Annotated in this window: 28 protein-coding genes and 2 tRNA genes; all 30 read left to right on the top strand. The window is 61.9% G+C overall.

What is annotated here, in order from left to right:
* Positions 1-3: 3 nt before the first annotated feature.
* A complete protein-coding gene (locus AC6H0N_RS08990) occupies positions 4-288 on the top strand; it encodes an integration host factor subunit beta (RefSeq protein ID WP_497573754.1) in 285 nt (94 codons plus the stop codon).
* Between the two features lie 84 nt (positions 289-372).
* Positions 373-639 carry a LapA family protein gene (locus AC6H0N_RS08985; protein ID WP_497573753.1) on the top strand — a complete coding sequence of 89 codons (267 nt, stop codon included), beginning with the start codon at positions 373-375 and terminating at the stop codon, positions 637-639.
* Between the two features lie 5 nt (positions 640-644).
* Positions 645-1820, top strand: coding sequence for a lipopolysaccharide assembly protein LapB (gene lapB / locus AC6H0N_RS08980; RefSeq protein WP_497573752.1), 1176 nt, complete (start codon positions 645-647; stop codon positions 1818-1820).
* Positions 1821-1908: 88 nt separating this feature from the next.
* Complete coding sequence (gene cysM, locus AC6H0N_RS08975; RefSeq protein ID WP_497573751.1) at positions 1909-2799, top strand: cysteine synthase CysM; 891 nt, start codon at positions 1909-1911, stop codon at positions 2797-2799.
* Between the two features lie 4 nt (positions 2800-2803).
* Positions 2804-4777: a translocation/assembly module TamB domain-containing protein gene (locus AC6H0N_RS08970; RefSeq protein ID WP_497573750.1), complete on the top strand. Its 1974-nt coding sequence runs from the start codon at positions 2804-2806 to the stop codon at positions 4775-4777.
* 19 nt (positions 4778-4796) lie between these two features.
* Positions 4797-4982: a hypothetical protein gene (locus tag AC6H0N_RS08965; protein WP_497573749.1), complete on the top strand. Its 186-nt coding sequence runs from the start codon at positions 4797-4799 to the stop codon at positions 4980-4982.
* A gap of 11 nt (positions 4983-4993) precedes the next feature.
* Positions 4994-5401 (top strand): YdbL family probable chaperone protein, encoded by a 408-nt coding sequence (locus tag AC6H0N_RS08960; protein ID WP_497573748.1) that lies wholly within the window; start codon positions 4994-4996, stop codon positions 5399-5401.
* Positions 5398-6189, top strand: a complete 792-nt coding sequence (locus tag AC6H0N_RS08955; protein ID WP_497573747.1) for a 3'-5' exonuclease — start codon at positions 5398-5400, stop codon at positions 6187-6189. The genes AC6H0N_RS08960 and AC6H0N_RS08955 overlap by 4 nt, the downstream gene beginning before the upstream one ends.
* Positions 6190-6233: 44 nt before the next feature.
* A tRNA-Val gene (locus tag AC6H0N_RS08950) sits at positions 6234-6310 on the top strand.
* Between the two features lie 159 nt (positions 6311-6469).
* A complete protein-coding gene (gene thrS / locus AC6H0N_RS08945; RefSeq protein WP_497573746.1) occupies positions 6470-8386 on the top strand; it encodes a threonine--tRNA ligase in 1917 nt (638 codons plus the stop codon).
* A 25-nt stretch (positions 8387-8411) separates the two neighbouring features.
* A complete protein-coding gene (gene infC, locus AC6H0N_RS08940; protein WP_497573985.1) occupies positions 8412-8930 on the top strand; it encodes a translation initiation factor IF-3 in 519 nt (172 codons plus the stop codon).
* A 135-nt stretch (positions 8931-9065) separates the two neighbouring features.
* Positions 9066-9263: a 50S ribosomal protein L35 gene (gene rpmI, locus AC6H0N_RS08935; protein ID WP_497573745.1), complete on the top strand. Its 198-nt coding sequence runs from the start codon at positions 9066-9068 to the stop codon at positions 9261-9263.
* Between the two features lie 12 nt (positions 9264-9275).
* Entirely contained in the window at positions 9276-9635 is a 360-nt protein-coding gene (rplT, locus tag AC6H0N_RS08930) for a 50S ribosomal protein L20 (protein WP_497573744.1), read from the top strand.
* Positions 9636-9699: 64 nt separating this feature from the next.
* On the top strand, positions 9700-10731 hold the full coding sequence (gene pheS, locus AC6H0N_RS08925; protein ID WP_497573743.1) for a phenylalanine--tRNA ligase subunit alpha: 1032 nt from the start codon (positions 9700-9702) through the stop codon (positions 10729-10731).
* Between the two features lie 20 nt (positions 10732-10751).
* Entirely contained in the window at positions 10752-13130 is a 2379-nt protein-coding gene (gene pheT / locus AC6H0N_RS08920; protein ID WP_497573742.1) for a phenylalanine--tRNA ligase subunit beta, read from the top strand.
* A 5-nt stretch (positions 13131-13135) separates the two neighbouring features.
* A complete protein-coding gene (locus tag AC6H0N_RS08915; protein WP_497573741.1) occupies positions 13136-13447 on the top strand; it encodes an integration host factor subunit alpha in 312 nt (103 codons plus the stop codon).
* Complete coding sequence (locus AC6H0N_RS08910) at positions 13428-13808, top strand: MerR family transcriptional regulator (protein WP_497573740.1); 381 nt, start codon at positions 13428-13430, stop codon at positions 13806-13808. Before AC6H0N_RS08915 ends, AC6H0N_RS08910 begins: the two co-directional genes overlap by 20 nt.
* 49 nt (positions 13809-13857) lie before the next feature.
* A tRNA-Pro gene (locus tag AC6H0N_RS08905) sits at positions 13858-13934 on the top strand.
* A gap of 136 nt (positions 13935-14070) precedes the next feature.
* Positions 14071-14937 carry a glycosyltransferase gene (locus AC6H0N_RS08900; RefSeq protein WP_497573739.1) on the top strand — a complete coding sequence of 289 codons (867 nt, stop codon included), beginning with the start codon at positions 14071-14073 and terminating at the stop codon, positions 14935-14937.
* Positions 14924-15325 (top strand): sugar 3,4-ketoisomerase, encoded by a 402-nt coding sequence (locus tag AC6H0N_RS08895; RefSeq protein ID WP_497573738.1) that lies wholly within the window; start codon positions 14924-14926, stop codon positions 15323-15325. The genes AC6H0N_RS08900 and AC6H0N_RS08895 overlap by 14 nt, the downstream gene beginning before the upstream one ends.
* Positions 15326-15328: 3 nt before the next feature.
* Entirely contained in the window at positions 15329-16543 is a 1215-nt protein-coding gene (locus AC6H0N_RS08890; protein ID WP_497573737.1) for an FAD-dependent oxidoreductase, read from the top strand.
* Positions 16544-16654: 111 nt separating this feature from the next.
* A complete protein-coding gene (locus AC6H0N_RS08885) occupies positions 16655-17278 on the top strand; it encodes a formyltransferase family protein (protein WP_497573736.1) in 624 nt (207 codons plus the stop codon).
* Positions 17275-18897: a transporter substrate-binding domain-containing protein gene (locus tag AC6H0N_RS08880; RefSeq protein WP_497573735.1), complete on the top strand. Its 1623-nt coding sequence runs from the start codon at positions 17275-17277 to the stop codon at positions 18895-18897. Before AC6H0N_RS08885 ends, AC6H0N_RS08880 begins: the two co-directional genes overlap by 4 nt.
* A complete protein-coding gene (locus AC6H0N_RS08875) occupies positions 18894-19520 on the top strand; it encodes an ABC transporter permease subunit (RefSeq protein ID WP_497573734.1) in 627 nt (208 codons plus the stop codon). Before AC6H0N_RS08880 ends, AC6H0N_RS08875 begins: the two co-directional genes overlap by 4 nt.
* Before the next feature lie 26 nt (positions 19521-19546).
* Positions 19547-20950 carry a TAXI family TRAP transporter solute-binding subunit gene (locus AC6H0N_RS08870; protein ID WP_497573733.1) on the top strand — a complete coding sequence of 468 codons (1404 nt, stop codon included), beginning with the start codon at positions 19547-19549 and terminating at the stop codon, positions 20948-20950.
* A gap of 53 nt (positions 20951-21003) precedes the next feature.
* Positions 21004-21741, top strand: a complete 738-nt coding sequence (locus AC6H0N_RS08865; protein WP_497573732.1) for a transporter substrate-binding domain-containing protein — start codon at positions 21004-21006, stop codon at positions 21739-21741.
* Positions 21742-21763: 22 nt separating this feature from the next.
* A complete protein-coding gene (locus AC6H0N_RS08860) occupies positions 21764-22417 on the top strand; it encodes an amino acid ABC transporter permease (protein ID WP_497573731.1) in 654 nt (217 codons plus the stop codon).
* 3 nt (positions 22418-22420) lie between these two features.
* Positions 22421-23176: an amino acid ABC transporter ATP-binding protein gene (locus AC6H0N_RS08855; protein ID WP_497573730.1), complete on the top strand. Its 756-nt coding sequence runs from the start codon at positions 22421-22423 to the stop codon at positions 23174-23176.
* Complete coding sequence (locus tag AC6H0N_RS08850) at positions 23176-23850, top strand: amino acid ABC transporter permease (RefSeq protein ID WP_497573729.1); 675 nt, start codon at positions 23176-23178, stop codon at positions 23848-23850. Before AC6H0N_RS08855 ends, AC6H0N_RS08850 begins: the two co-directional genes overlap by 1 nt.
* Before the next feature lie 14 nt (positions 23851-23864).
* A complete protein-coding gene (locus AC6H0N_RS08845) occupies positions 23865-24074 on the top strand; it encodes a hypothetical protein (protein ID WP_497573728.1) in 210 nt (69 codons plus the stop codon).
* Positions 24075-24176 lie beyond the last annotated feature (102 nt).

Raw genomic sequence — 24176 nt, 5'->3', positions numbered from 1 at the left:
GTCATGACCAAATCGGAACTGATTGCGCGGCTTGCGGCTCGTTTTCCGCAGCTGGTCGTGAAGGACGCCGATTACGCGGTCAAGATGGTTCTCGATGCGATGACCGACGCCCTGTCGCGTGGTGATCGTATCGAGATCCGCGGTTTTGGCAGCTTCGCGTTGAACTATCGGCCGCCCCGTGTCGGTCGCAATCCCAAGTCAGGTGATCGTGTGCAGGTGCCTGAAAAGCATGTGCCGCACTTCAAGGCCGGCAAGGAATTGCGCGAGCGGGTTGATATCGTGGCCTGAGCATGCAAGCATCGGCACCTGCCGGTGATTCCCCGAAAGGGCGGCGTAGGCCGCCTTTTTTTTGACCTCGAAGGAAGATATTCCATGCGCATCCTGATGTGGGCCGTCCGACTGCTGTTGTTCTTTCTCTTGTTCGGGTTTGCCGTCAAGAATGATCAGCTTGTCGATCTGCGCTTCTTCTTCGGCAGCGAGTGGAGCTTGCCGCTGGTTTTCGTGATTCTTGCCGCGTTTGCAGCAGGTGCAGTGCTGGGCGTGACCGCGACCTTCGCTTCGCTGCTCGGCAAACAGCGTGAGATCAGCCGTCTGCGTCGCGAGAACGCGCGGCTTGAGCGCGAACGCAAGGCGGACTGAACAACATGGAAATTGAATTCTGGTGGCTGCTGGCGCTGCCGCTTTTCTTCGCGCTGGGCTGGATGGCGGCGCGTATCGACATCCGCCAGGTCGTGCGCGAATCGCGTGCACTGCCGCGCTCCTATCTGAATGGTCTCAATTTCCTCATCAACGAGCAGCAGGACAAGGCAGTCGACGCCTTCATCGAGGCCGTGCGTATCGATCCCGATACCATTGAACTGCATTTCGCTCTGGGTGCGTTGTTCCGCCGTCGTGGTGAAACCGAACGTGCCATCCGCATGCACCAGAGTCTGGTGGATCGCGAAGATCTTAAAGAAGAGCGGCGTCTGGATGCGTTGGTGGCCCTCGCCGAGGACTACTTGCGCGCAGGGCTGCTCGATCGTGCCGAGACGATCTATCTGCGTCTGCGTGGCACCCGACACAACGAGATTGCGACTCACAACCTGCTCGATATCTATCAGCAGGAGAAAGAGTGGTTGAAGGCGGTGGACATCGCGCGCAGCCTCAGTGGTCATGAAGGTGTGCAGTGGCGCAAGGAAATTGCCAACTTCTACTGCGAACTTGCCGACAACGCATTGGCCAGTTCGCAACATGAGGAGGCGCGCGGTTTTATCGACGAAGCTCTCGAGATGAATCGGCGTTGTGTGCGCGCCAGCATCCTTCTGGGTGATCTGTTGCTGGCCGAAGGGCGGCTGGAAGAGGCCGTGGAAGCCTGGAAGCGGGTCGAGAATCAGGATCCTGTCTATCTGTCGCTGGTCGCAGAGCGCGTCATGGGCGTTTTCGGTCGTCTCGATCGTCTGGATCAGGGGCACACCTTGCTGCGTGCCTGGCTCGACCGCAATCCCACGTTGGATCTGATGGACCAGGTGTTCAAATGGGAAATCGAACGCAAGGGCCCGAAGGCGGCATACGAGCTGGTGCGTGAGCAACTCAAGCACAATCCCACCGTACTGGGGCTGGAGAAGTTGCTGGAGGCTGCTGTGCAGCAAGTCGATGCCGCGCAGCGGGACGATGTCGAGCTGGTAAAGCAGCTGATTCACGGCCATACGCGGCGAGTCGCGCGCTACCGTTGCGACAGCTGCGGCTTCAAGTCACGTCGTTTCCAGTGGCGCTGCCCGGCCTGCGGTGGCTGGGAGACCTATCCCCCGCGCCGTACCGAGGAATTCGATCTGGCGCCCTGAGGCATTTGAATAGAACCGGCGGTGGCTTCAGGCACGACCGCTGCGCATCTACACTTACCGCCATCGCAGAACATCCAGCAAGGCTGACATGGACTACAAGACGCTCGAAGATTACGTCGGACAAACGCCGTTGGTGCGCCTCAAACGCATTACGGCCGGACGCAACAACGTCATTCTTGCCAAGCTCGAGGGCAACAATCCGGCCGGTTCGGTGAAGGATCGGCCGGCGCTGTCGATGATCGTACGCGCCGAGGCGCGCGGTGATATCAAACCGGGCGATACCTTGATCGAGGCCACCAGTGGCAACACCGGCATTGCGCTGGCCATGGCGGCGGCAATGCGGGGCTACGGCATGATCCTGGTGATGCCCGAGAACCAGAGTGTCGAGCGACGCCAGACCATGCGTGCCTTCGGTGCCGAACTGGTGCTGACAGGTAAGGAAGGCGGCATGGAGATGGCGCGTGACGTGGCGGAGCGCATGCGTGATGAGGGGCGCGGCATCATCCTCGACCAGTTCGCAAACCCGGACAATCCGGTGGCTCACTATGAGGGCACAGCTCCTGAAATCTGGGAGCAGACTGCGGGCCGCATCACCCACTTCATCAGTAGCATGGGCACCACCGGCACGATCATGGGGTGCTCGCGCTTCTTCAAGGAACAGAATCCGGCCATCCAGATCATTGGATGCCAGCCGGAAGACGGCGCGCAGATTCCGGGCATCCGCAAGTGGCCGGACGCCTATCTGCCGCGTATCTACGACAAGCGCAGCGTGGATAGCCTTGAGTACGTGGGGCAGGCCGAAGCAGAGGAAATGACCCGTCGCCTCGCGCGTGAGGAGGGCATCTTCGCGGGAATTTCGTCGGGCGGCGCGATGCATGTCGCCTTGCGTCTCGCCGCGCAGGTCGAGAATGCGGTAATTGTCTCGATCGTATGCGATCGAGGCGACCGTTACCTGTCCACAGGCGTGTTTCCGGGCTGACGCGATGATTGCCTGCTGGCGCGGCTTTGCGCTTGCGGTGATGTGTGTGTTCAGCATTGGGAAGGGGCATGCGGCTGCGCTCAATTTCAGTGTCGGCGCGATCGAGCATCCAGCCTTCGGTCTGCAGAGCCTTGCGTTCAGGGTCGCGGACGATGGGGCCAGCGCGGACCTGCGCATCGAACGCTTGCGCATAGCAGGTGAGGATTGGCGTGATTTGCGCCTGCACTGCCCGGAATTCCTGCTTTCCCTCCCCGATTTGCGCTGCAAAGGCGGGCGGGTAGAAGGCGCGGGCCTCGATGAAGTCGTCACGGTTGATTTCGACTTCGACCTGATTTCGAGAGACGGCGAACTACGCCTGCGAACGGCGGCTGGAGAGTCGCTGGCGGTTCTTCTTCACGATGGGGAGCTGTCTGCGCGACTTGCCCACGTCGGGTTGCAACGGCTCGTGCCATGGGTTCCGGCGCTTGCCGGCTACGCGCCGAGTGGATTCTTCGACGGGCATGTCCAGCTCGCAGCGGATTCGACAGTCAGTGTCTCGGGAGTCTTGTCGGACGGGGCATTCGCCAGTGGCGATGGCTTGCAAGCCGCGGAAGGCTTGAGGCTGGAAGTTGATGTGAGCGTGCAGCCGCGTCGCGGTGGCCATGATTTTTCGGGTCGTTTGCAATGGACGGCCGGTGAGAGCTACGTCCACCCCGTATATGTCAAAGCGCCGGCCGGGCTTATTGTTGCGGGCTCGCTGCGCAACGATACGCTTGAGCTGAAGCGCTTTGCGCTGGATATCGATGGCGCAGAAGCTGTTGAGGCGCGGGCGACGATCTTGCTGCCCGACGGCACGCCGCAGGACTTTGCGCTCGCCATTGCGTCGGCAGATCTTGGTGTCTTAGGGCCGCGCTTCATCGCACCGCTGGTGGCACCGCAACGGGCCGAGTCGCTTCGATTTGCAGGCAAGCTCAGCGCGGGGGTCGTGTTCGAGCAGGGCGTCCTGCGTTCTGTGGATGCGGCGCTTGATCAGGTGCGCTTCGAAGACATCGACAGCGCGCTTTCGCTTGGCCCATTGTCCGGGCTCCTGCCGTGGCGTGCAGACGAGGCGACGCGAACCAGACTGCGGTTCGAAGGAGGCCGCTGGCAGGCGCTGGAGCTTGGCGGCTTTGATCTGGATGCCGAATTGCGCGGCGCGTCTCTGGCCATTGAGCAGCTTGCAGTGCCGGTGCTCGATGGTCGTGTCGTGCTCAACGGTCTGGCCCTGCACCGAGGCGAGGGTGGGTGGTCCGGCAGTGGCGCAGCCGTTGTCGAACCGATCTCCATGCCTTTGCTGACGAAAGCGATCGGGCTGCCCGAGATGGCCGGAGTACTGTCCGCATCATTGCCCGGGTTGCGGGTGTCTCCGGGGGAATTGGCGCTTGATGGAGCGCTGATCATCTCGGTGTTCGATGGCTATCTGCGGATGACCGAACTGATGGCCATTGAGCCTTTCGGGGTCTCTTCCCGTCTGTACGGCAATCTGGAGGGGCGCCACATCGATCTGGCGCAACTCACGCAGACCTTTTCGTTCGGCGGTATGACGGGCTTTGTGGATGTCGATATTGCGGGGCTGGAACTGGCCGACTGGCGCCCCGTGCGGTTTGATGCGCGGGTTGCGAGCAGCCCGGGGAGATATCGCAAGCGCATCAGCCAGCGTGCCGTCGAGAACCTCGGAGCGCTGGCCGGGCCAGGTGCGGGTCTTGCGCTGCAGCGCAGCTTCCTGCGCTTTCTGGATGACTTCGGTTACCGCGAAATCGGTCTCAGCTGCCGCCTCGACGGTGGCGTGTGCATCATGGGTGGTATCGATGGAGGCGCCGCTGGCAGCTTCGATATCGTGCGTGGTGGCGGAATCCCGGCGCTCAATATCATCGGCTACAATCGTCGCGTGAATTGGGACGAGCTGGTCGGTCGCGTGCAGCGTGTGATCGAGTCCAATACGGCGCCTGTCATACGCTGAACCTCCAAGGGGAATACACGTGATCGGATTGAACCGATGCCTGTTCGCCGGTGTGCTGATGATGGCGCTCGCCGGCTGCGTCACCATCAACATCTATTTCCCGGCGGCTGCTGCTGAAAAGGCGGCTGACCGCATCATCGACGAGGTCTGGCAGCTGCAGAGCTCGACGACCACGCCCATGCCGACCAACGGAGGCACGCAATGACTTTTCCATCCATGCTTCGTGCGCTGTGCGTGCTGCTGTTTGCCGCATGCGCGTCGCTTGCCGTTGCCCAGGGAAACCTCGAAATCAATACGCCGGCGATCAGCGCTTTGCAGAAGTCGATGCAGCAGCGGCACGGCGATCTGGCGCCCCTCTATGCATCAGGAGCTATCGGGCTGGCGAAGGACGGTAGTGTTGCCCTGCGTGACGCCTCCAGCGTGCCGCTGGCCCAGCGCAGCCGCGTTACGACATTGATTGCCGCCGAGAATGCGGACCGCAGTGCGCTCTATCGCGAGATCGCGCGCGCCAATGGGCATCCCGAGTGGGAGGCCGATATCCGCAATACCTTCGCCCAGCGCTGGATCGACCGCGCCCAGTCCGGCTGGTGGGTCGAAGGGGCGAGCGGCTGGAAACGCAAGTGACTCCCGTTCTCGTATTCGATATCGAGACCATTCCCGATGTCGCCGGAATCCGCGATCTGCATGATTTGCCAGCGGATCTGGCGGATGCGGAAGTTGCCGAGTTCGCCTTTCAGCAGCGTCGCGTCGCGACCGGTTCGGATTTCCTGCCGCACCACTTGCAGCGCGTCGTGGCCATTTCTTGCGTGCTGCGTGACGCACAGAACTTCCGCGTGTTCTCCCTCGCCGAGCCCGAGAGTGGCGAGGGGCAGATCATCCAGCGCTTCTTCGACGGCATCGAGCGCTACACGCCGCAGATCGTGTCCTGGAACGGTGGTGGTTTTGACCTGCCGGTGCTGCACTACCGTGGCCTGATTCATGGTGCGTCTGCGCCGCGCTACTGGGATCAGGGCGAGGGCGATTACCACGACTCGCGCGAGTTCAAGTGGAACAACTACATCAGCCGCTATCACGCGCGTCACACCGATCTGATGGATCTGCTGGCGATGTATCAGCCGCGCGCCACGGTGCGGCTGGACGAAATGGCCAAGCTGATGGGCTTTCCCGGCAAGCTCGGCATGGATGGTTCGGCCGTGTGGCAGGCGTGGCTGGACGGCAAGCAGGATGAAATTCGCGACTATTGCGAAACTGACGTCGTGAATACCTACCTGGTCTTTCTCGGTTTCCAGCGCATGCGTGGTGAGCGCGACGCAGCGGCGCATGCAGCGGAGCTGGCTTTTGTGCGCGAATCACTCGAAAAGATCGACGCACCGCATTGGAAGGCCTTTCTCGAGGCTTGGCCGAGCAAATAATTTTGACAAGCCTGAACGGGCCGCTATAATTCGCCGCTCTTAGCAGGCGCGTAGCTCAGTTGGTTAGAGCACCACCTTGACATGGTGGGGGTCGTTGGTTCGAATCCAATCGCGCCTACCAACACCCAGGAGCCATGTCGATGTCCCGAACTACCACTACCGCCTCTGTGCAGTATTAGGTTGGGCTCAGCATCGTTCCAGAGAAAGAAGTGCGGCTCGACCGCACTTTTTTTTCGTCCGCAGTTTTGTTGCACAAGTCATTGATCGCGAGGCCCCGGAAATGCCCAACATCACGCTTCCTGACGGTTCTGTCCGCAGCTTCGATCAGCCGGTGACGGTGGGCGAGGTCGCAGCCTCGATTGGTGCCGGTCTGGCCAAGGCCGCGCTCGCGGGCAAGGTCGATGGTCGCGAAGTCGATCTGTCGCACCGCATCGAGCGGGATGCCAGCCTTGCCATTCTCACGTCGAAGAATGCAGAAGGGCTGGAGGTCATCCGCCATTCGACGGCGCACCTGCTGGCGCACGCAGTCAAGCAGTTGTTCCCGGATGCGCAGGTCACCATCGGGCCGGTCATCGACAACGGCTTCTATTACGACTTCTCGTACAAGCGCCCGTTCACCCCCGAGGATCTGGAGAAGATCGAGCAGCGCATGGCGGAACTGGCCAAGGCCGAACTTCCGGTCTCGCGCGAGGTGTGGCAGCGCGACAAGGCGGTCGAGTTCTTCAAGGGCGAAGGTGAGCTTTACAAGGCAGAGATCATCGCTTCGATCCCCGCGGATCAGGATGTCTCGCTGTACCGCCAGGCCGACTTCATTGATCTGTGCCGTGGCCCGCACGTGCCGGATACCGGCAAGCTCAAGGTCTTCAAGCTGACCAAGGTGGCCGGCGCCTACTGGCGTGGCGACTCGAAGAACGAGATGCTGCAGCGCATCTACGGCACGGCCTGGGCCAGCAAGGAAGATCTGGCCAATTACCTGCACATGCTCGAAGAGGCCGAGAAGCGCGACCACCGCAAACTGGGTCGTCAGCTCGATCTCTTCCACATCCAGGAAGAAGCGCCGGGCATGGTGTTCTGGCACCCCAAGGGCTGGACGCTTTGGCAGCAGGTTGAACAATACCTGCGCCGCACCATCAGCGCCGAGGGCTATCAGGAAGTGAAGACGCCGCAAGTCGTCGACCGCAGCCTGTGGGAGAAGTCCGGTCACTGGGGCATGTACTCCGACCTGATGTTCACGACGCAGTCCGAAAAGCGCGACTACGCGATCAAGCCGATGAACTGCCCGTGCCACGTCGAGATTTTCAACCAGGGCCTGAAGAGCTACCGCGACCTGCCGCTGCGCATGGCCGAGTTCGGCTCCTGCCATCGCAATGAGCCGTCGGGTTCGCTGCACGGCATCATGCGTGTGCGTAATTTCGTGCAGGACGATGCCCACATCTTTTGTACCGACGAACAGGTGCAGGGCGAGGCGGCGGAGTTTATCTGCCTGCTGCAAAAGGTCTATGCCGATTTCGGCTTCACCGATGTCGAGGTCAAGTTGTCGACCCGCCCGGATAAGCGTGTCGGCACCGACGAGCAGTGGGATCAGGCTGAGGCCGCGCTGGCTGCGGCTCTGGATGCTCAGGATCTGGCCTACGAACTGCAGCCCGGCGAGGGTGCCTTTTACGGCCCGAAGATCGAGTTCTCGCTGAAGGATTGTCTGGGGCGGGTGTGGCAGTGCGGCACCTTGCAACTCGATTTCAATCTGCCGGTGCGTCTTGGTGCCGAGTATGTTTCCGACGACAACACCAAGAAGCACCCGGTGATGCTGCATCGCGCCATCCTCGGATCGCTGGAGCGCTTCATCGGCATCCTGATCGAGCACCACGCCGGGGCGATGCCGCTTTGGCTGGCGCCGGTGCAGGCTGTCGTGCTGAACATTTCAGATGGGCAGGCCGAATACGCCACGGACGTCACAAAACGCCTGCGCGCCGCGGGTTTCCGGGTCGAGGCGGATTTGCGTAACGAAAAGATAAACTATAAAATCCGCGAGCACAGCGCACTCAAGCTGCCTTATCAACTCGTTGTAGGCGAGAAGGAGAAGGGCGAAGGGCTTGTTGCAGTGCGTGCGCGAGGTGGCCTCGATCTTGGTCAGATGTCCCTGGATTCGTTGATCGAACGCTGGCAACGCGAAATTGAAGCGAAAGCCGGCACGGCCTGATATTGCTATTTTGGAGAACTGAACCATCGCTCAAGACAAGAAACAGCGCGTTAATAACGAAATCAACGCGCCTGAGGTCCGGCTGGTATCGGATGACGGAGAACAGCTCGGTATCGTTTCGCTTGAGGCGGCCCTGAATGTGGCCGAGGAAGCAGGCCTTGATCTGGTTGAGATTGCGCCCATGGCCGATCCCCCGGTGTGCAAGGTCATGGACTTCGGCAAGTTCAAGTACCAGGAGCAAAAGAAGGCTCACGAGGCACGCCTGAAGCAGAAGCAGGTGCAGATCAAGGAAGTGAAGATTCGTCCCGGTACGGATGAAAACGACTACCAGATCAAACTGCGGAACCTCAAGCGCTTCCTCGACGAAGGCGATAAATGCAAGGTCACCCTGCGTTTTCGTGGTCGTGAAATGGCTCACCAGGAAATCGGCATGCGTCAGCTTGAGCGCATCCGTACCGATCTCGATGAGCTCGGTGTGGTCGAGCAGATGCCCAAGATGGAAGGGCGTCAGATGATTATGGTGATCGCGCCCAAGAAGCACTGATCGCAGCAGTATTTCGCTGACCGTGTTTGCACGGTCGGGAAATTGTCCTCAAAAGGACGAAAAGAAGTGGTGTCGGGTCACAAATGCATCGAAGTACGGTGCTACCCGACGGCATCCAAAAACAGGAGTGTTGTAATGCCCAAGATGAAAACCAAGAGCGGAGCCGCCAAACGGTTCAAGGTCCGCTCGAGCGGTGGGATCAAGCGGTCCCAGGCGTTCAAGCGCCACATCCTTACCAAGAAAACCACGAAGAGCAAGCGCCAGCTGCGCGGCATGACGGAAGTCCATGACTCCGATGCCAAGCTGATCCGTGCAATGCTTCCGTACGCTTGATAGGAGACCGCCATGCCCCGAGTTAAACGTGGTGTAACCGCCCGCGCCCGTCACAAGAAGGTCCTTGCCCTTGCCAAGGGCTACCGTGGCCGCCGCAAGAACGTATACCGCATCGCCAAACAGGCGGTGATGAAGGCCGGTCAGTATGCTTACCGTGACCGTCGTCAGCGCAAGCGTCAGTTCCGTGTTCTGTGGATTGCCCGTATCAACGCCGCTGCGCGTGAGCTGGGCCTGACGTACAGCACCTTCATGCACGGCCTGAAGAAAGCCGAAGTGGAAGTGGACCGCAAGGTACTGGCCGACCTGGCTGTGTTCGACAGGGCTGCGTTTGCAGCACTTGCCGATCAAGCCCGGGCCAAACTCGCCGCCTGATCCAGCGCGGCGCAAAAAAAGGAGGCCTGGCCTCCTTTTTTTTTCTGTACGGACAGTTACCCAAATGGACAATCTGGATTCTCTCGTCGCCGCAGCGGTTGCCGAGTTCGAAGGCGTTAGTGACCCCAATCAGCTCGAACAGGCCAAGGCCCGCTATCTGGGCAAGACCGGCTCGCTGACCGAGCGTCTCAAGGCGCTGGGCAAGTTGCCGCCGGAAGAGCGACGCGTTGCCGGTGCCGAGATCAATCGCGCCAAGCAGGCCGTTGAAGGGGCGCTCGAGGCGCGACGCGATGCCTTGCGCGCGGCACGTCTCGAAACCCAGCTTGCAGCCGAAGCGCTGGACGTGACGCTGCCGGGACGCGGCGCGGGTCTGGGTGGTCTGCATCCGGTCACCCGCACGCAGGAGCGTGTCGAGCAACTCTTCGGTTCGATCGGGTTCGTCGTCGCTGATGGCCCCGAGATCGAGAGCGACTGGCACAACTTCACTGCGCTGAACACGCCCGACAATCATCCGGCGCGTTCGATGCACGACACCTTCTACATCGAAGGGCGTGATGACGTGCTGCTACGCACGCACACCAGCCCGGTGCAGATTCGCGCCATGCTGGCGCATGTCGAGCGCTATGCCGCCGCCGAGGCCATGCCCGACTTGCGTGTGATCGCGCCGGGCCGCGTGTACCGCGTTGATTCCGACGCCACGCATTCGCCGATGTTCCATCAGTTGGAGGGGCTGTGGGTGGGTGAAAACGTCAGCTTTGCCGACCTCAAGGGCATCATCGCCGACTTCCTGCGGAGCTTCTTCGAAACCGACGATCTGCAGGTGCGTTTCCGTCCGTCCTTTTTCCCGTTCACCGAACCCAGCGCCGAGATCGACGTCGCTTTCATGAGCGGTGCGCTGGAAGGGCGCTGGTTGGAGATCGCCGGGTGCGGCATGGTGCATCCGAACGTGCTGGGCTTCGGCGGCATTGATGCCGAACGCTACACCGGGTTCGCCTTCGGCATGGGCCTGGATCGCCTGACCATGCTGCGTTATGGCGTGAACGATCTGCGCTTGTTCTTCGACAACGATCTGCGCTTCCTGAGCCAGTTCCGTTAATTACTGCAGCGGATACCCCCATGCAATTTTCCGAACACTGGTTGCGCGCGCTCGTTGATCCGCAGCTCGATACCGCGGCGCTGGGCCATCTGCTGACGATGGCTGGCCTTGAGGTCGAAGAGTGCGATCCGGTCGCGGCCGAATTCAGCGGCGTCGTCGTCGCCCAGATTGTCGCGGCTGAGAAGCACCCGGACGCTGACAAGCTCAAGGTCTGCAAGGTCGACGATGGCTCCGGCCAGCTGCTGCAGATCGTTTGCGGTGCGCCGAATGCGGCGGTCGGCATGAAGGCACCTTTGGCGCGCGTTGGCGCGAAGCTGCCGGGCTTTGACATCAAGGCGGCCAAGCTGCGCGGCTTGGAGTCGTTCGGCATGCTCTGCTCGGCGCGCGAGTTGGGAGTTTCGGACGCCAGCGAGGGCCTGCTGGCCTTGCCGAGCGATGCTGCCGTTGGCGCGGATATCCGAGAGTTGCTCGCGCTCGACGACCGCATGGTCACGATCAAGCTCACCCCCAATCGTGCCGATTGCCTGAGTTTGGCGGGTGTGGCACGCGAGGTCGCCTCGCTGACTGGCGCAGCGCTGTCCCTGCCGCTCATCGAAACCGTTGCAGCGACGATCGACGATACGCGCGACATCGTGTTGGACGCGCCGCAAGCCTGCCCGCGCTATTGCGGCCGCATTGTGCGCGGGGTGAATGCGCGCGCCGCTACGCCGGGGTGGATGGTGCAGCGCCTGGAGCGTTGTGGCGTCCGCTCGATCAGCGTGCTGGTCGATATCACCAACTACGTCATGCTGGAACTCGGCCAGCCGCTGCACGCTTTCGATGACGCCAAGCTGTCCGGCGCCATTCACGTGCGTATGCCGCGCGCCGGCGAACAGCTGTTGCTGCTCAATGAACAGACGGTCACGCCCGATGCCGACACCTTGCTGATTGCCGACGAAGCGCGCCCGCTCGCGCTGGCCGGCATCATGGGTGGTGAAGAGAGCGGTATCACCCTCGAAACCACCGACCTGTTCCTCGAAAGCGCTTTCTTTGCGCCTGAGGCCATTGCCGGCCGCGCGCGCCAGTACAACTTCAGTTCGGATGCTTCGCATCGCTTTGAACGCGGCGTGGACTTCGAGCTGCCGCGTCGCGCCATCGAGCGCGCTACGCAGTTGATCCTCGATTTGTGCGGCGGTCAGGCCGGCCCGGTGCTGGAAGCGGTCTCCGAGGCACATTTGCCGCAGCGCCAGCCGGTCAGCATGCGTCTGGCACGGGCGCGCCGCGTGCTGGGGCTCGAGCTAGATGACGTGGCAATGATCGCGCTGCTGGAACGTGCTCACTTGTCCGTGCAGCGCGACGGCGACGTTCTGACTGTTGTGCCTCCGAGTTTTCGTTTCGATATCCAGATTGAAGCCGATCTGATTGAAGAGATCGTGCGCCTGCACGGCTACGACAATATCCCTGCCAAGGTTGCGGTGGGCCCCATGTCGATGTTGGTGCAGCCTGAAGCGCAACGCACCGGCTGGTCGTTGCGCCGGCTGCTGGCCGCGCGCGACTTCCAGGAGGTCATCAACTACGCCTTCATCGAAGAGCGCTGGGAGCGTGAGCTTTGCGGCAACACTGCGCCCATGCGGCTGGCCAATCCGATTGCCAGCCAGATGAGCGTGATGCGCACCAGCCTGATTCCGGGCCTGATTGCGACCCTGGCCGACAACCTCAAGCGCCAGCAAGCGCGTGTGCGCGTGTTCGAACTGGGGCGCTGCTTTCTGTCCGATGCGGACGGCGGGCCGGTTGCGGGATATCACCAACCCCTGCGTATCGCTGCTCTGGCCGCTGGTCCGGCGCTCTCCGAGCAATGGGGCGTGGCCACGCGTCGTGTGGATTTCTTCGACCTCAAAAGTGACGTCGAAGCGCTACTCGCGCCGCGTCGCGCCGAGTTTGTGCCGACAACTCATCCGGCCCTGCATCCGGGGCGCTCGGCCGAAGTGCGAATTGATGGGGTGCCTGTCGGCGTAATTGGAGAACTCCACCCGCAGTGGGCCGAATCCTACGATCTTGGCGCCGCCCCAATCGTGTTCGAGCTCGATCTGGGCGCCGCCCTTGTTACTGAGGTGCCGGCCTATCAGGAACTGTCACGCTTCCCGGGCGTGTCGCGAGATATCGCGCTGGCGGTCGACCAGAGCGTGCCGGTGGCGGATCTGCTGGCAGCGATGAAACGCGTTGCGCCGCCCATCGTGTGCTCTGTGGAGCTCTTTGACGTCTACTCCGGGAAGGGAGTGGACGAAGGCAAAAGGAGTCTTGCATTCAGGGTTTTGATGCAAGATACTCAACGAACACTTGAAGATACGGAAGTCGAGTCGGCCATCTCCGCCCTTGTTGGCGAGGCGGACGCTTCCTTTAGCGCCCGACTGCGCGGATGAGGATAATGAGCGCGACATTGACCAAGGCCGAACTGGCCGAACTGCTCTTTGAACGTGTAGGTCTCAACAAGCGTGAGGCCAAGGACATGGTCGAAGGCTTCTTCGAGGAAATCCGTCAGGCGCTGGAGCGCGGCGAGCCGGTCAAGCTGTCCGGTTTCGGCAACTTCCAGTTGCGCGACAAGCCTCAACGCCCCGGGCGCAACCCCAAGACCGGCGAGGAAATTCCGATTTCCGCGCGCCGCGTCGTGACTTTCCATGCCAGCCAGAAGCTCAAGGCGGCCGTGGAGCAGTTGGACAATGCACAACAGCCATCCTGACGACGATCAGGAGCCGCTGCCGCCGATTCCGGCGAAGCGCTACTTCACGATCGGCGAGGTCAGCGACCTGTGCCGGGTGAAGCCGCACGTGCTGCGTTACTGGGAGCAGGAGTTCACACAGCTCAAGCCGGTCAAGCGGCGTGGCAATCGACGTTATTACCAGCACCATGAAGTCCTGCTGATCCGGCGCATCCGTGAATTGCTGTACCGCGAAGGCTTCACGATTTCCGGCGCGCGCAACCGCCTCGGCGAGAGCGCCATCCACGAGCAGGAAGAGGCCACGGAAGCCGTCCATCTGCGCGCAAGCATCAAAGAGATTCGAGCCGAAATCGAGGATTTGCTGCACTTCCTGAAAGGCTGAAATCTCACTGGAAAAGCGCTCGGCGGCTGCTATAATGCGCAGCTTGTGTCGGGGCGTAGCGCAGCCTGGTAGCGCACTTGCATGGGGTGCAAGGGGTCGCGAGTTCGAATCCCGCCGCCCCGACCAATTGAATGAAGAAAAATGCCGATCCACATTGGTTCGGCATTTTTTTGCCCTGCGATTCCAGCTGGGGCGGTACTAGGCTTGGTTCGGATCCGTTACAGTTGATCCCATTCGCCCAGAGACAAAGAGCCGCAGTCGAATGTCGCTTCCCCGTGTTACCGCGCTGCTGCCGGCCTATCAGGCGGCCGAGTTCATCCAGCCCACGCTGGATTCCCTGAGTGCACAAGGCTGCCCCGGGCTTTCCGTTGTCATTTCTGTCGATGCGTGTGACGACGATACCGCCCGCATCTGCATGGAGCACGCGGCAATCGACCCGAGATTCCGTATCTGCCGTCAGGACACGCGGCTCGGCTACGTCGGCAACTGCAATTTCCTGCTCGGTCAGGCCCAATCCGAGTATGTCCTTTTTGCATTCCATGACGACGTGCTGGATCCGCACTATGTCGAGAAGCTGGTGGGCTTGCTTGATCGCACGCCCCATGCAGTGATGGCCTTCTCGGACATGTCGCTCACCTATGTCGATGGACGCAACGAGGTATTGCATTTCGACGCGCTCGAAGGGGTAGAGGATGCGATGGCACGTGGCGCGCTGATGTTTGCGCAGGTGCCGTTGTGGTGGCTGCCCAACCGTGGCGTGTTTCGCCGAACGGCCGCCGAGCGGATCGGTGGGCTGAGGACGCACGGAGCCGGCGAGTTTTCGGCCGACTGGCCGTGGTTGTCCCACATGAGTCTGCTCGGCAGCTTCGTGCGTTGCCCGGAGGTGCTGTGCTTCAAGTACTACCAGGTGGGCAGCCTCTCGCGCAGCTGGGAGTTCTCGAAGCGGCAGCAATACGAGGTCGGGCTGTCGGGCCTGCGAGAGATTCGGCGTTGCGGATTTCCTCTCGCCGCAAAGGCGCGACTAGCCTGGCCAGTGTTTCGCAGGCTCGCGCGCATGCGTCGCAAGATGCTCAAGCGCTCGATCTCCCGGTTGCTGGGGCATGACCGGGGGCGCGATGTCCCGCACTGAAGCCAGCTGGTTCGGCGGGCGCGTGCGAGTTTTGGCGTGGCCGCCGCATGTTGATGATCGTGGTTCGCTGCATGCGTTTGATTTTTCGGGGCTGCCGTTCGTACCTGCACGGGTCTTTACCGTTTCGGGCGCTGCGGCCGGCACGGCGCGTGGGGGTCACGGCCACCGCGGTGGTGAGCAGTTGCTGGCATGCATCGCGGGACGTATTGACGTACTGATGCGTCACGCGGGCGAGGAGGCGACTGTCCGACTCGTGCCCGACGGAGGCTTGCTGTTGGTTGGCCCGCAGGTGTGGTGCCGTCAGACCTATGTCGACGAGGGCGCGGTATTGCTCGTGCTCGCAAGCGAGCCGTACTCGCCCGATTCCTACTTCACCGGCTGGAACTGACGGATGAACATGCGTATTGCGGTACTTGGCGCCGGAATCATGGGGAGCTCGCTGGCCTTGCAGTTGGCACGAAGAGGGGTCTCGGTGACGCTTTTCGATGCGGCCAGCATGCCGTTCTGCGGCGCCAGTCGCTGGAATGAAGGGAAGATCCACCTGGGCTTTCTGTACAGCGCGGATCCCTCTCTGGCGACAGCCCGCCACGTGCTGGAAGGCAGTCTGATGTTCAGGCCGACCGTCGAGAACCTGCTGGAGTGCGCGCTTGACGAGGTCATGACGCGCGATGACGACTTGTTCGTCTGTCATCGAGATTCGCTGGTCGGGCTGGCTGCGATGCAAGCCTATTTTGCGCGAGTGGCCGATTTGGTCGCGGCGCACCCCGCTGCCGGTCGTTATCTGATCGATGTCTCCGATTGCCGAGTGCGCCGACTGAGCACCGCGGAAGTCGCGCGCGTCAGCCAATCGCCGGAGATCGTTGGCGGATTTTCCATACCTGAACGATCGGTTGCGACCACACGGATTGCCGATCGCTATGTCGATGCCTTGCGCGCTGAGCCGGCGATCGAGTGGCGAATGGATACGCATATCGTTGGCGCCCGGCCGGTGGGCGCTGCAGAAGACGCGAAATGGCAGCTTGTCACCGCGGCCGGGGAGCACGACGGACCGTACGACTACGTGATCAACGCGCTCTGGAACGGGCGTCTGGCGGTCGATCAGGAGGCCGGTCTGCCTCCTCCTCCGATCTGGTCCAACCGCTATCGACTTGCGTTGTTCGTGCGCACGGCGCGCGCGCTGCCTATGCCGAGCGTGCTCATTGCGACCGGGGCGTTTGGTGACGTCAAGAACTACAACGGCCGGGATTTTTACCTGTCGTGGTATCCCGATGGGCTGTTGCTGGACAGCGCCGAAGTGTCGCCGCCACAACCGGCTCTGCCCGACGAAGCGGGAAAGGATGCATTCGCGCAACGCGTCATGGCTACGCTCGAGACCTACCTGCCGGCGGTGGCCGAGGTGCGAGAAGCCGCCGAGAGCGTGCGTGTGGAAGGAGGCTGGGTGTATGCGGCCGGACGGGGAGCGCTGTCTGATCCGCGCTCGACCTTGCATCGACGCGACGAGTTCGGAGTATCGCGTCGCGGCCGCTACCTGTCGGTGGATACCGGAAAGTACGCGACCGCCCCCTGGATGGCCTTGAAGCTGGCCGACAGCCTGCTGGCCGGTTGAGCCGGCTGCACCGCTTCGCGCTTTAGCAGGAACACGCTAAAGTCCGTGCCTTGAGCGCATTCGCACACCCGGTGTGTGCGGCGGGATGGATCGGATGAGGGGGAGGGGAGTGTGTTGCGTGTAGCCGTATTCGGGAGTTTCTATCGCGGTTATCACGTGTTGCACGAACTGCTCTCCGGCGATCTGGCCGATCGGGTGGAGGTGGTCGGGGTCGCCACGGATGACCCGGATCAGGCATTCGTGAGCCCGGGCAAGCGCGTCTGGCAATATCCTCATGCTGCAGCCGAGCGCAAGATGGTCGCCCGGCTGGCCGAGGAGCACGGCATCGCGGCGTGGACCGGACGGGTCAAGACGCCGGATTTCCATCGTGTCTTCGAGCAGCAATGGCGCCCGGACGTGGTCGTGATGGCGACTTTCGGCCAGAAGATCGACGCTCGTCTGTATGAATACCCGCGCCTTGGTTTCCTCAATCTCCACCCTTGCAAGGACGACGGCTGGCCGTCGCACTATGTCGGGGGCAACCCGTTCCAGCGCTTGCTGGACGATCAGTCCGAGTATTGCGTGATCGCGCTGCACCAGGTCGACGACGGTTTCGACACGGGCAAGCTGGTGGCATTGTCCGAACGTATCGCGCTGCCGCCGGGCGTCGGCGTGGTTGACCTGCACAAGTTGACGGCTCCGGCTGCCGCGCGACTCGCGGTGCGCGAGATTGCGCGCCTGCTCACTGTTTCATGATCGCCCTGGGCCGTCTCTTGCGCCCCGGCCGTGTCTTGCTCGGGCTGGCGCTGGTGGTGTGCGGATGCTCGGCGTCGGCGGCGGAGCCCAGTCCGACGCTTGAGCGCGTGCGCGATCAGGGCTACGTCACGATCGGTGTGAAGACCGATTTCCCACCGTTCGGCATGCTCGACAGTTCGGGCCGCCCGATGGGCTTCGAGGTCGACCTGGCACATCGCCTGGCCCAGGCGTTGGGAGTGGAAGGGCGGGTCGTCGGGGTGACGACCGAGAACCGTTTTCAGCGGCTCGAGCAGGGCGCGGTGGACGTAATCGTCGCGACGGCGGCGGACACTGCGGAACGACGCCAGTTGGCGACCGTGATCGAACCCAACTATTACGGCGGCGGAGTCGGGGTGTTCCTGCGGCCGGGCGTGTTCTTTGATGACTGGTCGGCCATGCGCGGAGTCGAGTTGTGCGCATTGCAGGGCAGCTACTTCAACAAGCCGATCACACAGCGTCATCTGGTCAAGTTGCAGATGTACCGCAGCGTGCGCGATGCCCAGTTGGCCCTGCGCGACGGACGATGCACCGGCTTTCTGTACACCGATGCGGCGATCCAGCAGTATCTGAAGGATCCGGATTGGACTGGCTACACGGCGCCGCTGCCGTCCACGCTTATCATCCCGTGGGCGATCAGTATTGCGCGCTCCGAGGCGGGCAGCGAGTTCGAGCGGGCCGTCGGCGACGTGGTTGCCGGCTGGCATCGGAATGGCACTTTGGTCGAGCTCGAAGCCACCTGGGACATCCAGCCGAATCGCTTTCTGCAGGATGCCAGGCGTATGTGGACTGAGCGCAAGGCGGATGGCAGCTTCGTGTGCGAACGTACGCCGGAGGGGCAGTGGCCGGCGACCTGTCGCAACGCGGCCTTCGTGACTTCGGCCGATGTCGGCGGCTTGCAGGGCATCGGCTTGTGGGTGCGCGAAACGCTGGGGCTCGACTTCTCTTTCGTGTATGACCCGTTCGATCGCGAGCGCTATGTGCGCGGCATCTTCTGGACACTGCTGCTGTGCGCCACGACCATCGTCGGCAGTCTGGCGTTTGCGTTTGCCGGAGCCGCTGTGATTGCCGCGCGCGTTCCGCTGCTCAGTGCGCTGATCCGCGCGCTGGGCAATTTCGGCCGCATGACGCCGGTGTTGCTGCAGATGTATCTGGTGTTCTTCTGGCTCGGCAGCGTGGTGTGGAACACGGCGGGAATCAGCCTGCCGCCGGTACTCGTCGCCATCGTCTGCCTGGCGCTGTATCACGGGTCCATCATCGCCTTTGCCTTCATTGACGCAGCCGATCACATCCACGAGATCCATCCCGAGTTCCGCTTCACGCCGGCATTCTTTCCCGAGCTGCTGGCCGAGGCCTCGGTGGGGGTGCGCAACACGCTGACCAATCTGGTCAAGGCCACCTCGATCGCGTCGGCCATTGCGGTGCCGGAACTGTTGTCGGCAACCGTCGCCATCGTCGCCGATCGCGGCAACGTGTTCCTGATGATGAATGCCTTGTTGCTGGTGTTCTACTGCATGACCGCCTTCTGGATTTACGTGTTCGAGCGCTTCGAGCGCCGCTTGCGTGCGCGGGGGGCGGCATGATCGGCGACGTGTTCGAGGTGTTGTGGACGTGGACGCCGTTCCTGCTGGAAGGCTTCTACTGGAACGTCGTGATCGCCTTGCTGGCAACCCTGATCGGCACCACCATCGGAGGGTTGCTGGCGCTCCTGCAGTTGTCGAGCTCGCGCACGCTGACCAGCGGCGTTGCCGTGGTCGTTTCCTTCTTCCGCAACGTGCCCAGCCTGGTGTTTCTGTTCTATGTGGCGACGCTGATTCCGAATCAACTCATGCTCGGCGACACGATGATCAACGTGCCCGACTGGCTCAAGGCGTCGCTCGCGCTGTCGGCCTCACCGATCGGATTTACCGCGCTCAACCTGCATACGTCGATTCTGCATTGGCGTGACGGGCGCAAGCGCTCGGCAATTCTGTTCATCCCGAACTGGCTCGGTGGCTTCCTGATTACCCTGCTGGCTTCAAGTACTGCGTCCCTGGTCGGGGTCAGCGAACTGGTCGGCCAGTGCAATACCGTGATTGCTGCCACAGGCACGACCTACCTGTTCCCGATTTATGTGTACGCGCTATGTATCTTCTTCGTGTTCTGCTATCCAGTCAGTCTCGCGCTGGGCTGGTTCCGGCAGGTGATGGTCAAGCGCTATTCGTGAAATTTGGATGATGGAGTGATTCCGCGGTGATCCGGCGAAGCCCCAAGGTCGAGAAGTATTTCCTGTTGAGCGTGCGCGACGAGTTGCTCGCGCTGCTGATGTTCTGTCGATATCAGTGGTATGTCGTGCTCTCCGTCGTAGCGGTGATTGCGTTGGCGATCTATGTAATTTCGCCGGTGCCGCCGTCCAAGTTGCGCGTGGCTTCGGGGCAACCCAACTCGACGCTGGAGACCATCGCCAAGCGTTACGGCGAGTACTTCGCCGAGCACGGCGTGAAGGTCGAGTACTACACCACCCGCGGTGCGGCCGAGAACCTGCAGGCGCTGCACGCCGGAAAGGTAGACGTGGCCTTTTCGCAAGGCGGGCTGCCGATTGCGTCAGATGCAGGCATCGTCTCGCTTGGCAGCATTGGCTATCAGCCGCTGTGGTTTTTCTACACCGGGCCGGTCTTCAACGGGCCGGACTTCGTCGAGTTTCTCGAAGGCAAGCGTATTTCCGTCGGCCTCAAGGGTAGCGGTACGCGCCCCGTCGCGGATGCCTTGCTGAGCGAGCTGCCGGCTTTGTCGAGGGCGCGCGTCCGGCTCTACGAACTGCCGGCCGGCGAGAGCATTCGCAGTTTGCTCAGTGGCGAGATCGACGGCATGTTCCTGCTCGCCGGCATGGAGTCGGGCAACGCCCAGGCGCTGCTGGCGCGGCCGGATGTGCGCATCCTGAACTTTCAGACGGCCGATGCGCTGACCCGCCACATCGACTATATGGAAACCATCGTGCTGCCCAAGGGCGGGCTGGACCTCTCGCCCCCGCGCCCGGCTAACGACGTGAACATGGTGGCCACGACCACCACAGTACTGGCGCGCGACGGCCTGCATCCGGCGCTGCAGTATCTGTTCATGCGCGCGACTTCCGATTTTTTCACCGGGGATGCGGGCTATTTCAAGCGTCCGGGAGGTTTCCCGGCCTTTACCGAACGCAACATCCCGCGCAGCGAGGTGGCCGAGCGTTACCTGCAGCACGGCCCGCCCGCGCTCGAGAGCTACACCGCCTACTGGATAGCCAGTTTCTTTGACCGGGCGTGGTTCGCCATTCTGGCGTTGATCGCCGTGCTGTATCCGCTGCTGCGCATGCTTCCGCGCTACCGCAAGACCTCTTTCGACGTTGCGGCCAGCTACAAATACGGCGAGATCTTCAAGCTCACGGCCGCCATCGAACACCACACGTCGCCCGACCAACTGCCGGCCTACAGGCATGAGTACGAGCGTCTGGAGCGGGAAGTCCGCGAGCTGTGGATTCCCAAGGGATGCCATCAGGCCTACTACTTTTTGCTTGGCGCGCTGGAGATCGTCGAGGAGAAGCTGGTCTACGCCGAAACCGGCGTCGGGCCTGATTCTTCGCGTGCCGGCGCAGCCTTTCGAAAAAACGTTAGCATGTGAGCCTTCGGCGATCTCTCGTCGGAATCACGAATCAATTACCCAGGAGCATCGTCATGAACCGATTCGCGCTCGTGCTGTTTTCCGCGCTGCTTGCCGTCTCGGGCGGCGCCTTTGCGCAACAGGTGATCAAGGTCGCCGTCTCGCCCGCCTCGCCGCCCAACCTGTATGAAGAGGGCGGCAAGACCATGGGCCTCGACCTGGACATCTTCGAAGGCTATTGCAAGGCGCGCGGCTGCACGCTGCAGATCACCTCTTACGACTGGCAGGGCATGCTCGGCGCAGTGGTGAGCAAGCAGGCCGACGTTGCTTTCTCGGGTATCTCGATCACCGAGCAGCGCCAGCGCGTAATGGATTTCTCCAAGCCCTACATGGAGAACACCTGGAACCTGGTGAGCATGAAGGATCGCAACATCGAGTTCATGAATGACCTCGATCAGCTCAAGAAGTACTCGGTCGGCTACCCGCGTGGCATGGCCTACACGGACTTCATCAAGCGCGATCTGGAACCCAAGGGCGTGTACTCGCTCGACAAGGTCAAGCTTTATCCGACCTACAATGAGGTGCTGGCTGACCTGCGCAACGGCAACCTCGATCTGGCCTTCCTCGACGGCACGGTGGCTTCGGTGTATCGCAAGAGCATGCCGATCCAGGACGCCTATGTGTTCTCGGGCTTCGACCGCTTTGGCTTCGCGTTCCCGAAAGGCTCCGCGTTGCGCGCCGATTTCGACAAGTATCTGGACGAACTTGGCCAGGACGGCCTGCAGAAGATCATCGACAAGTGGATGAACTGATCCTGCACGGCGGCGCTGGCCAATGAGTTTTCTGGACATCCTTGGCCTGCTTGCGGCCGGCGCCGGATATACCGTTCTCGTTACCTTCTCGTGCATCGCCACCGGCCTCGTCGTGGGGCTTGCGGTGGCAATGCTCACGCGTCTGCATCTGGGTGCGCTCGACGTGGTCTTGTCGGTGTTCACCTATGTGTTTCGCGGCATCCCGGTGCTGGTGTTGTTGTTCATCGTGTTCTTCGGCCTGCCCGCATTGGGGCTGAGCGTGCCGCCGCTGGTTTCGATGATGTTGAGCCTCGGGCTCATCGCCGGGGCTTATCTGGCCGAAGTGTTCCGCGGCGCGCTGGAGTCGGTCGAACCCAACGAGATCGTGGCCGCCGAAGCCATGGGCATGAGCCGCTGGCAGATCCTCGTGTCGATCGAATTGCCGCAGATGCTGCGTTTTGCGGTGCCGGGCATGATCAACGAGTTCACCACCGTGCTGAAGTACTCGCCCTTCGCCTACACCGTGGGCATCCCCGAGATCATGAAGCACGCCATGGTGCTGGCCTCGACGACGCTGCGCGGGGTCGAGATCTATCTGGCCATCGGCCTGCTGTATTTCGCCATCTACAAACTGATGCTGGCCGGTGTGCGAGCGGTCGAGCGCCGCTACGCGATTCCGGGCTTTCACCGTGACTGACGCATGACGCAAACCCCTGAATCTTCCGTGCTGCTGCATGTGCGCGGCCTGATCAAGCGCTTCGACGACAAGCCGGTGCTCAATGGCGTGGACCTTGAATTGCCCGAGGGGCAGATCAAGATGGTCATGGGGCCGTCGGGCTGCGGCAAGTCCACACTGCTGCGCTGTCTGAATCGCCTCGTCGACCCCTGTGAGGGGGAGGTGCTGTTTCGCGGCGAGGACGTCACACGGCCCGACACCGATGTGCGGCTGCTGCGCCAGCGCATCGGCTTCGTGTTCCAGCATTTCGCGCTGTACCGGCATCTGTCGGCGCTCGACAACGTCACACTGGGGCTGCGCAAGCTGCGCGGCATGAGCCGCGCCGAGGCGATCGACAAGGCCATGGCAGAGCTTGCGCGCATGAACATGGCCGAGCATGTGGCCAAGTATCCGTCCCAGCTGTCCGGCGGGCAGAAGCAGCGCGTGGCGATCGCGCGCGCGCTGGCCATGGATCCGGCGGTGCTGTTTTTCGACGAGCCAACCTCGGCGCTCGACCCGCTGATGTCGCGCGAGATCGTTGGCGTCATCGACCAGCTTTGCGCCGACAACGTGACCATGTTGTGCGTGACGCACGACGTTGATCTGGCGCGCGCCATCGACGGCAACGTGGTGTTCCTCGACGAAGGCGTGGTGCGTGCCGAGGGCGTCGCCGGCGAGTTGTTCGACCAGCACGATGACCCGCGCATCCGCGCTTTCTTCTCGCGCGAGCGGCGCAGCTGATGGGCGACTGGTCCTTCTTCATCGCCGAGGTGCTCGACTACTGGCCGCAGATCCTCGACGGCCTGGGCAGCACCTTGCTGCTGGCCGCGGTGGTTACCGTCACCGGGCTGTTGTGGGGCGTGGCGGTGTTCTACTTCACGCTGAGCGAGCGGCGCCTGGTGCGCCGGCTGACCAACGCCTACATCTCGTTCTTCATCGGCACACCGCTGATCGTGCTGCTGTTCCTGATGTATTACGGTCTGCCGCAATGGGGACTGCGCATGTCGCCGTTCACCGTGGCGGTCATCGGCTTCACGATGAACGTGGCCGCCTACAATGCGCGCTATCTGATGACGGCCTACAACGGCCTCGATCAGTCGGAACTCGAAGCGGCGCGCGCCCAGGGCTTTTCGGGCTTGCAGGTGTTCCGCCTGATTACGCTGCCGCAAGCACTGCGACTGGCGATTCCGGGACTGACCAATCAGGCCATCCTCAACCTCAAGGACAGCTCGGTAGCCTTCCTGATCCAGTACACCGAGTTCTTCGCCCAGGTGCAGGAGCTGGCCACGCGCAGCTTCGAATATTTCAAGGCCTATCTTGCGGCCGGTTTTGTCTATCTGGCGATGGTGTCGGTCATCGTGCTGTTCGCGCGCTGGCTGGAACGGCGCTTCATGCTGCCCGGCGTACGCCGCTGAACGGAAACCCTGTGATGTCCATGAGCTACGAAGAACACCTCGACGAAGTAACCACCCTGATTACCGAGAAGTACGACATCAGCGACGAAGACGCGATCGCGATGGTGATGCGTGCGCAGGAGGACGATTTCTTCTGCGGGCACGACGACGATCCGTCCATATGCACGCTGGATCGCGCCCACCGCGACGCCAAAACCGTTTTCACCAAGTACGCCAAGCCCTGATCGGCTCGGGTTCATACCCGAGTCTGCGGCTGAAACAGACGCCGTACCGGCGCAGGTAGTAACGCCGCCTGCCCGCAAGATGCGGGTGAGGCGGCGTTTTGA

The organism is Pseudazoarcus sp. NS34 (assembly GCF_059703725.1).
This window is presented reverse-complemented; position numbering and strand designations above follow the sequence as displayed.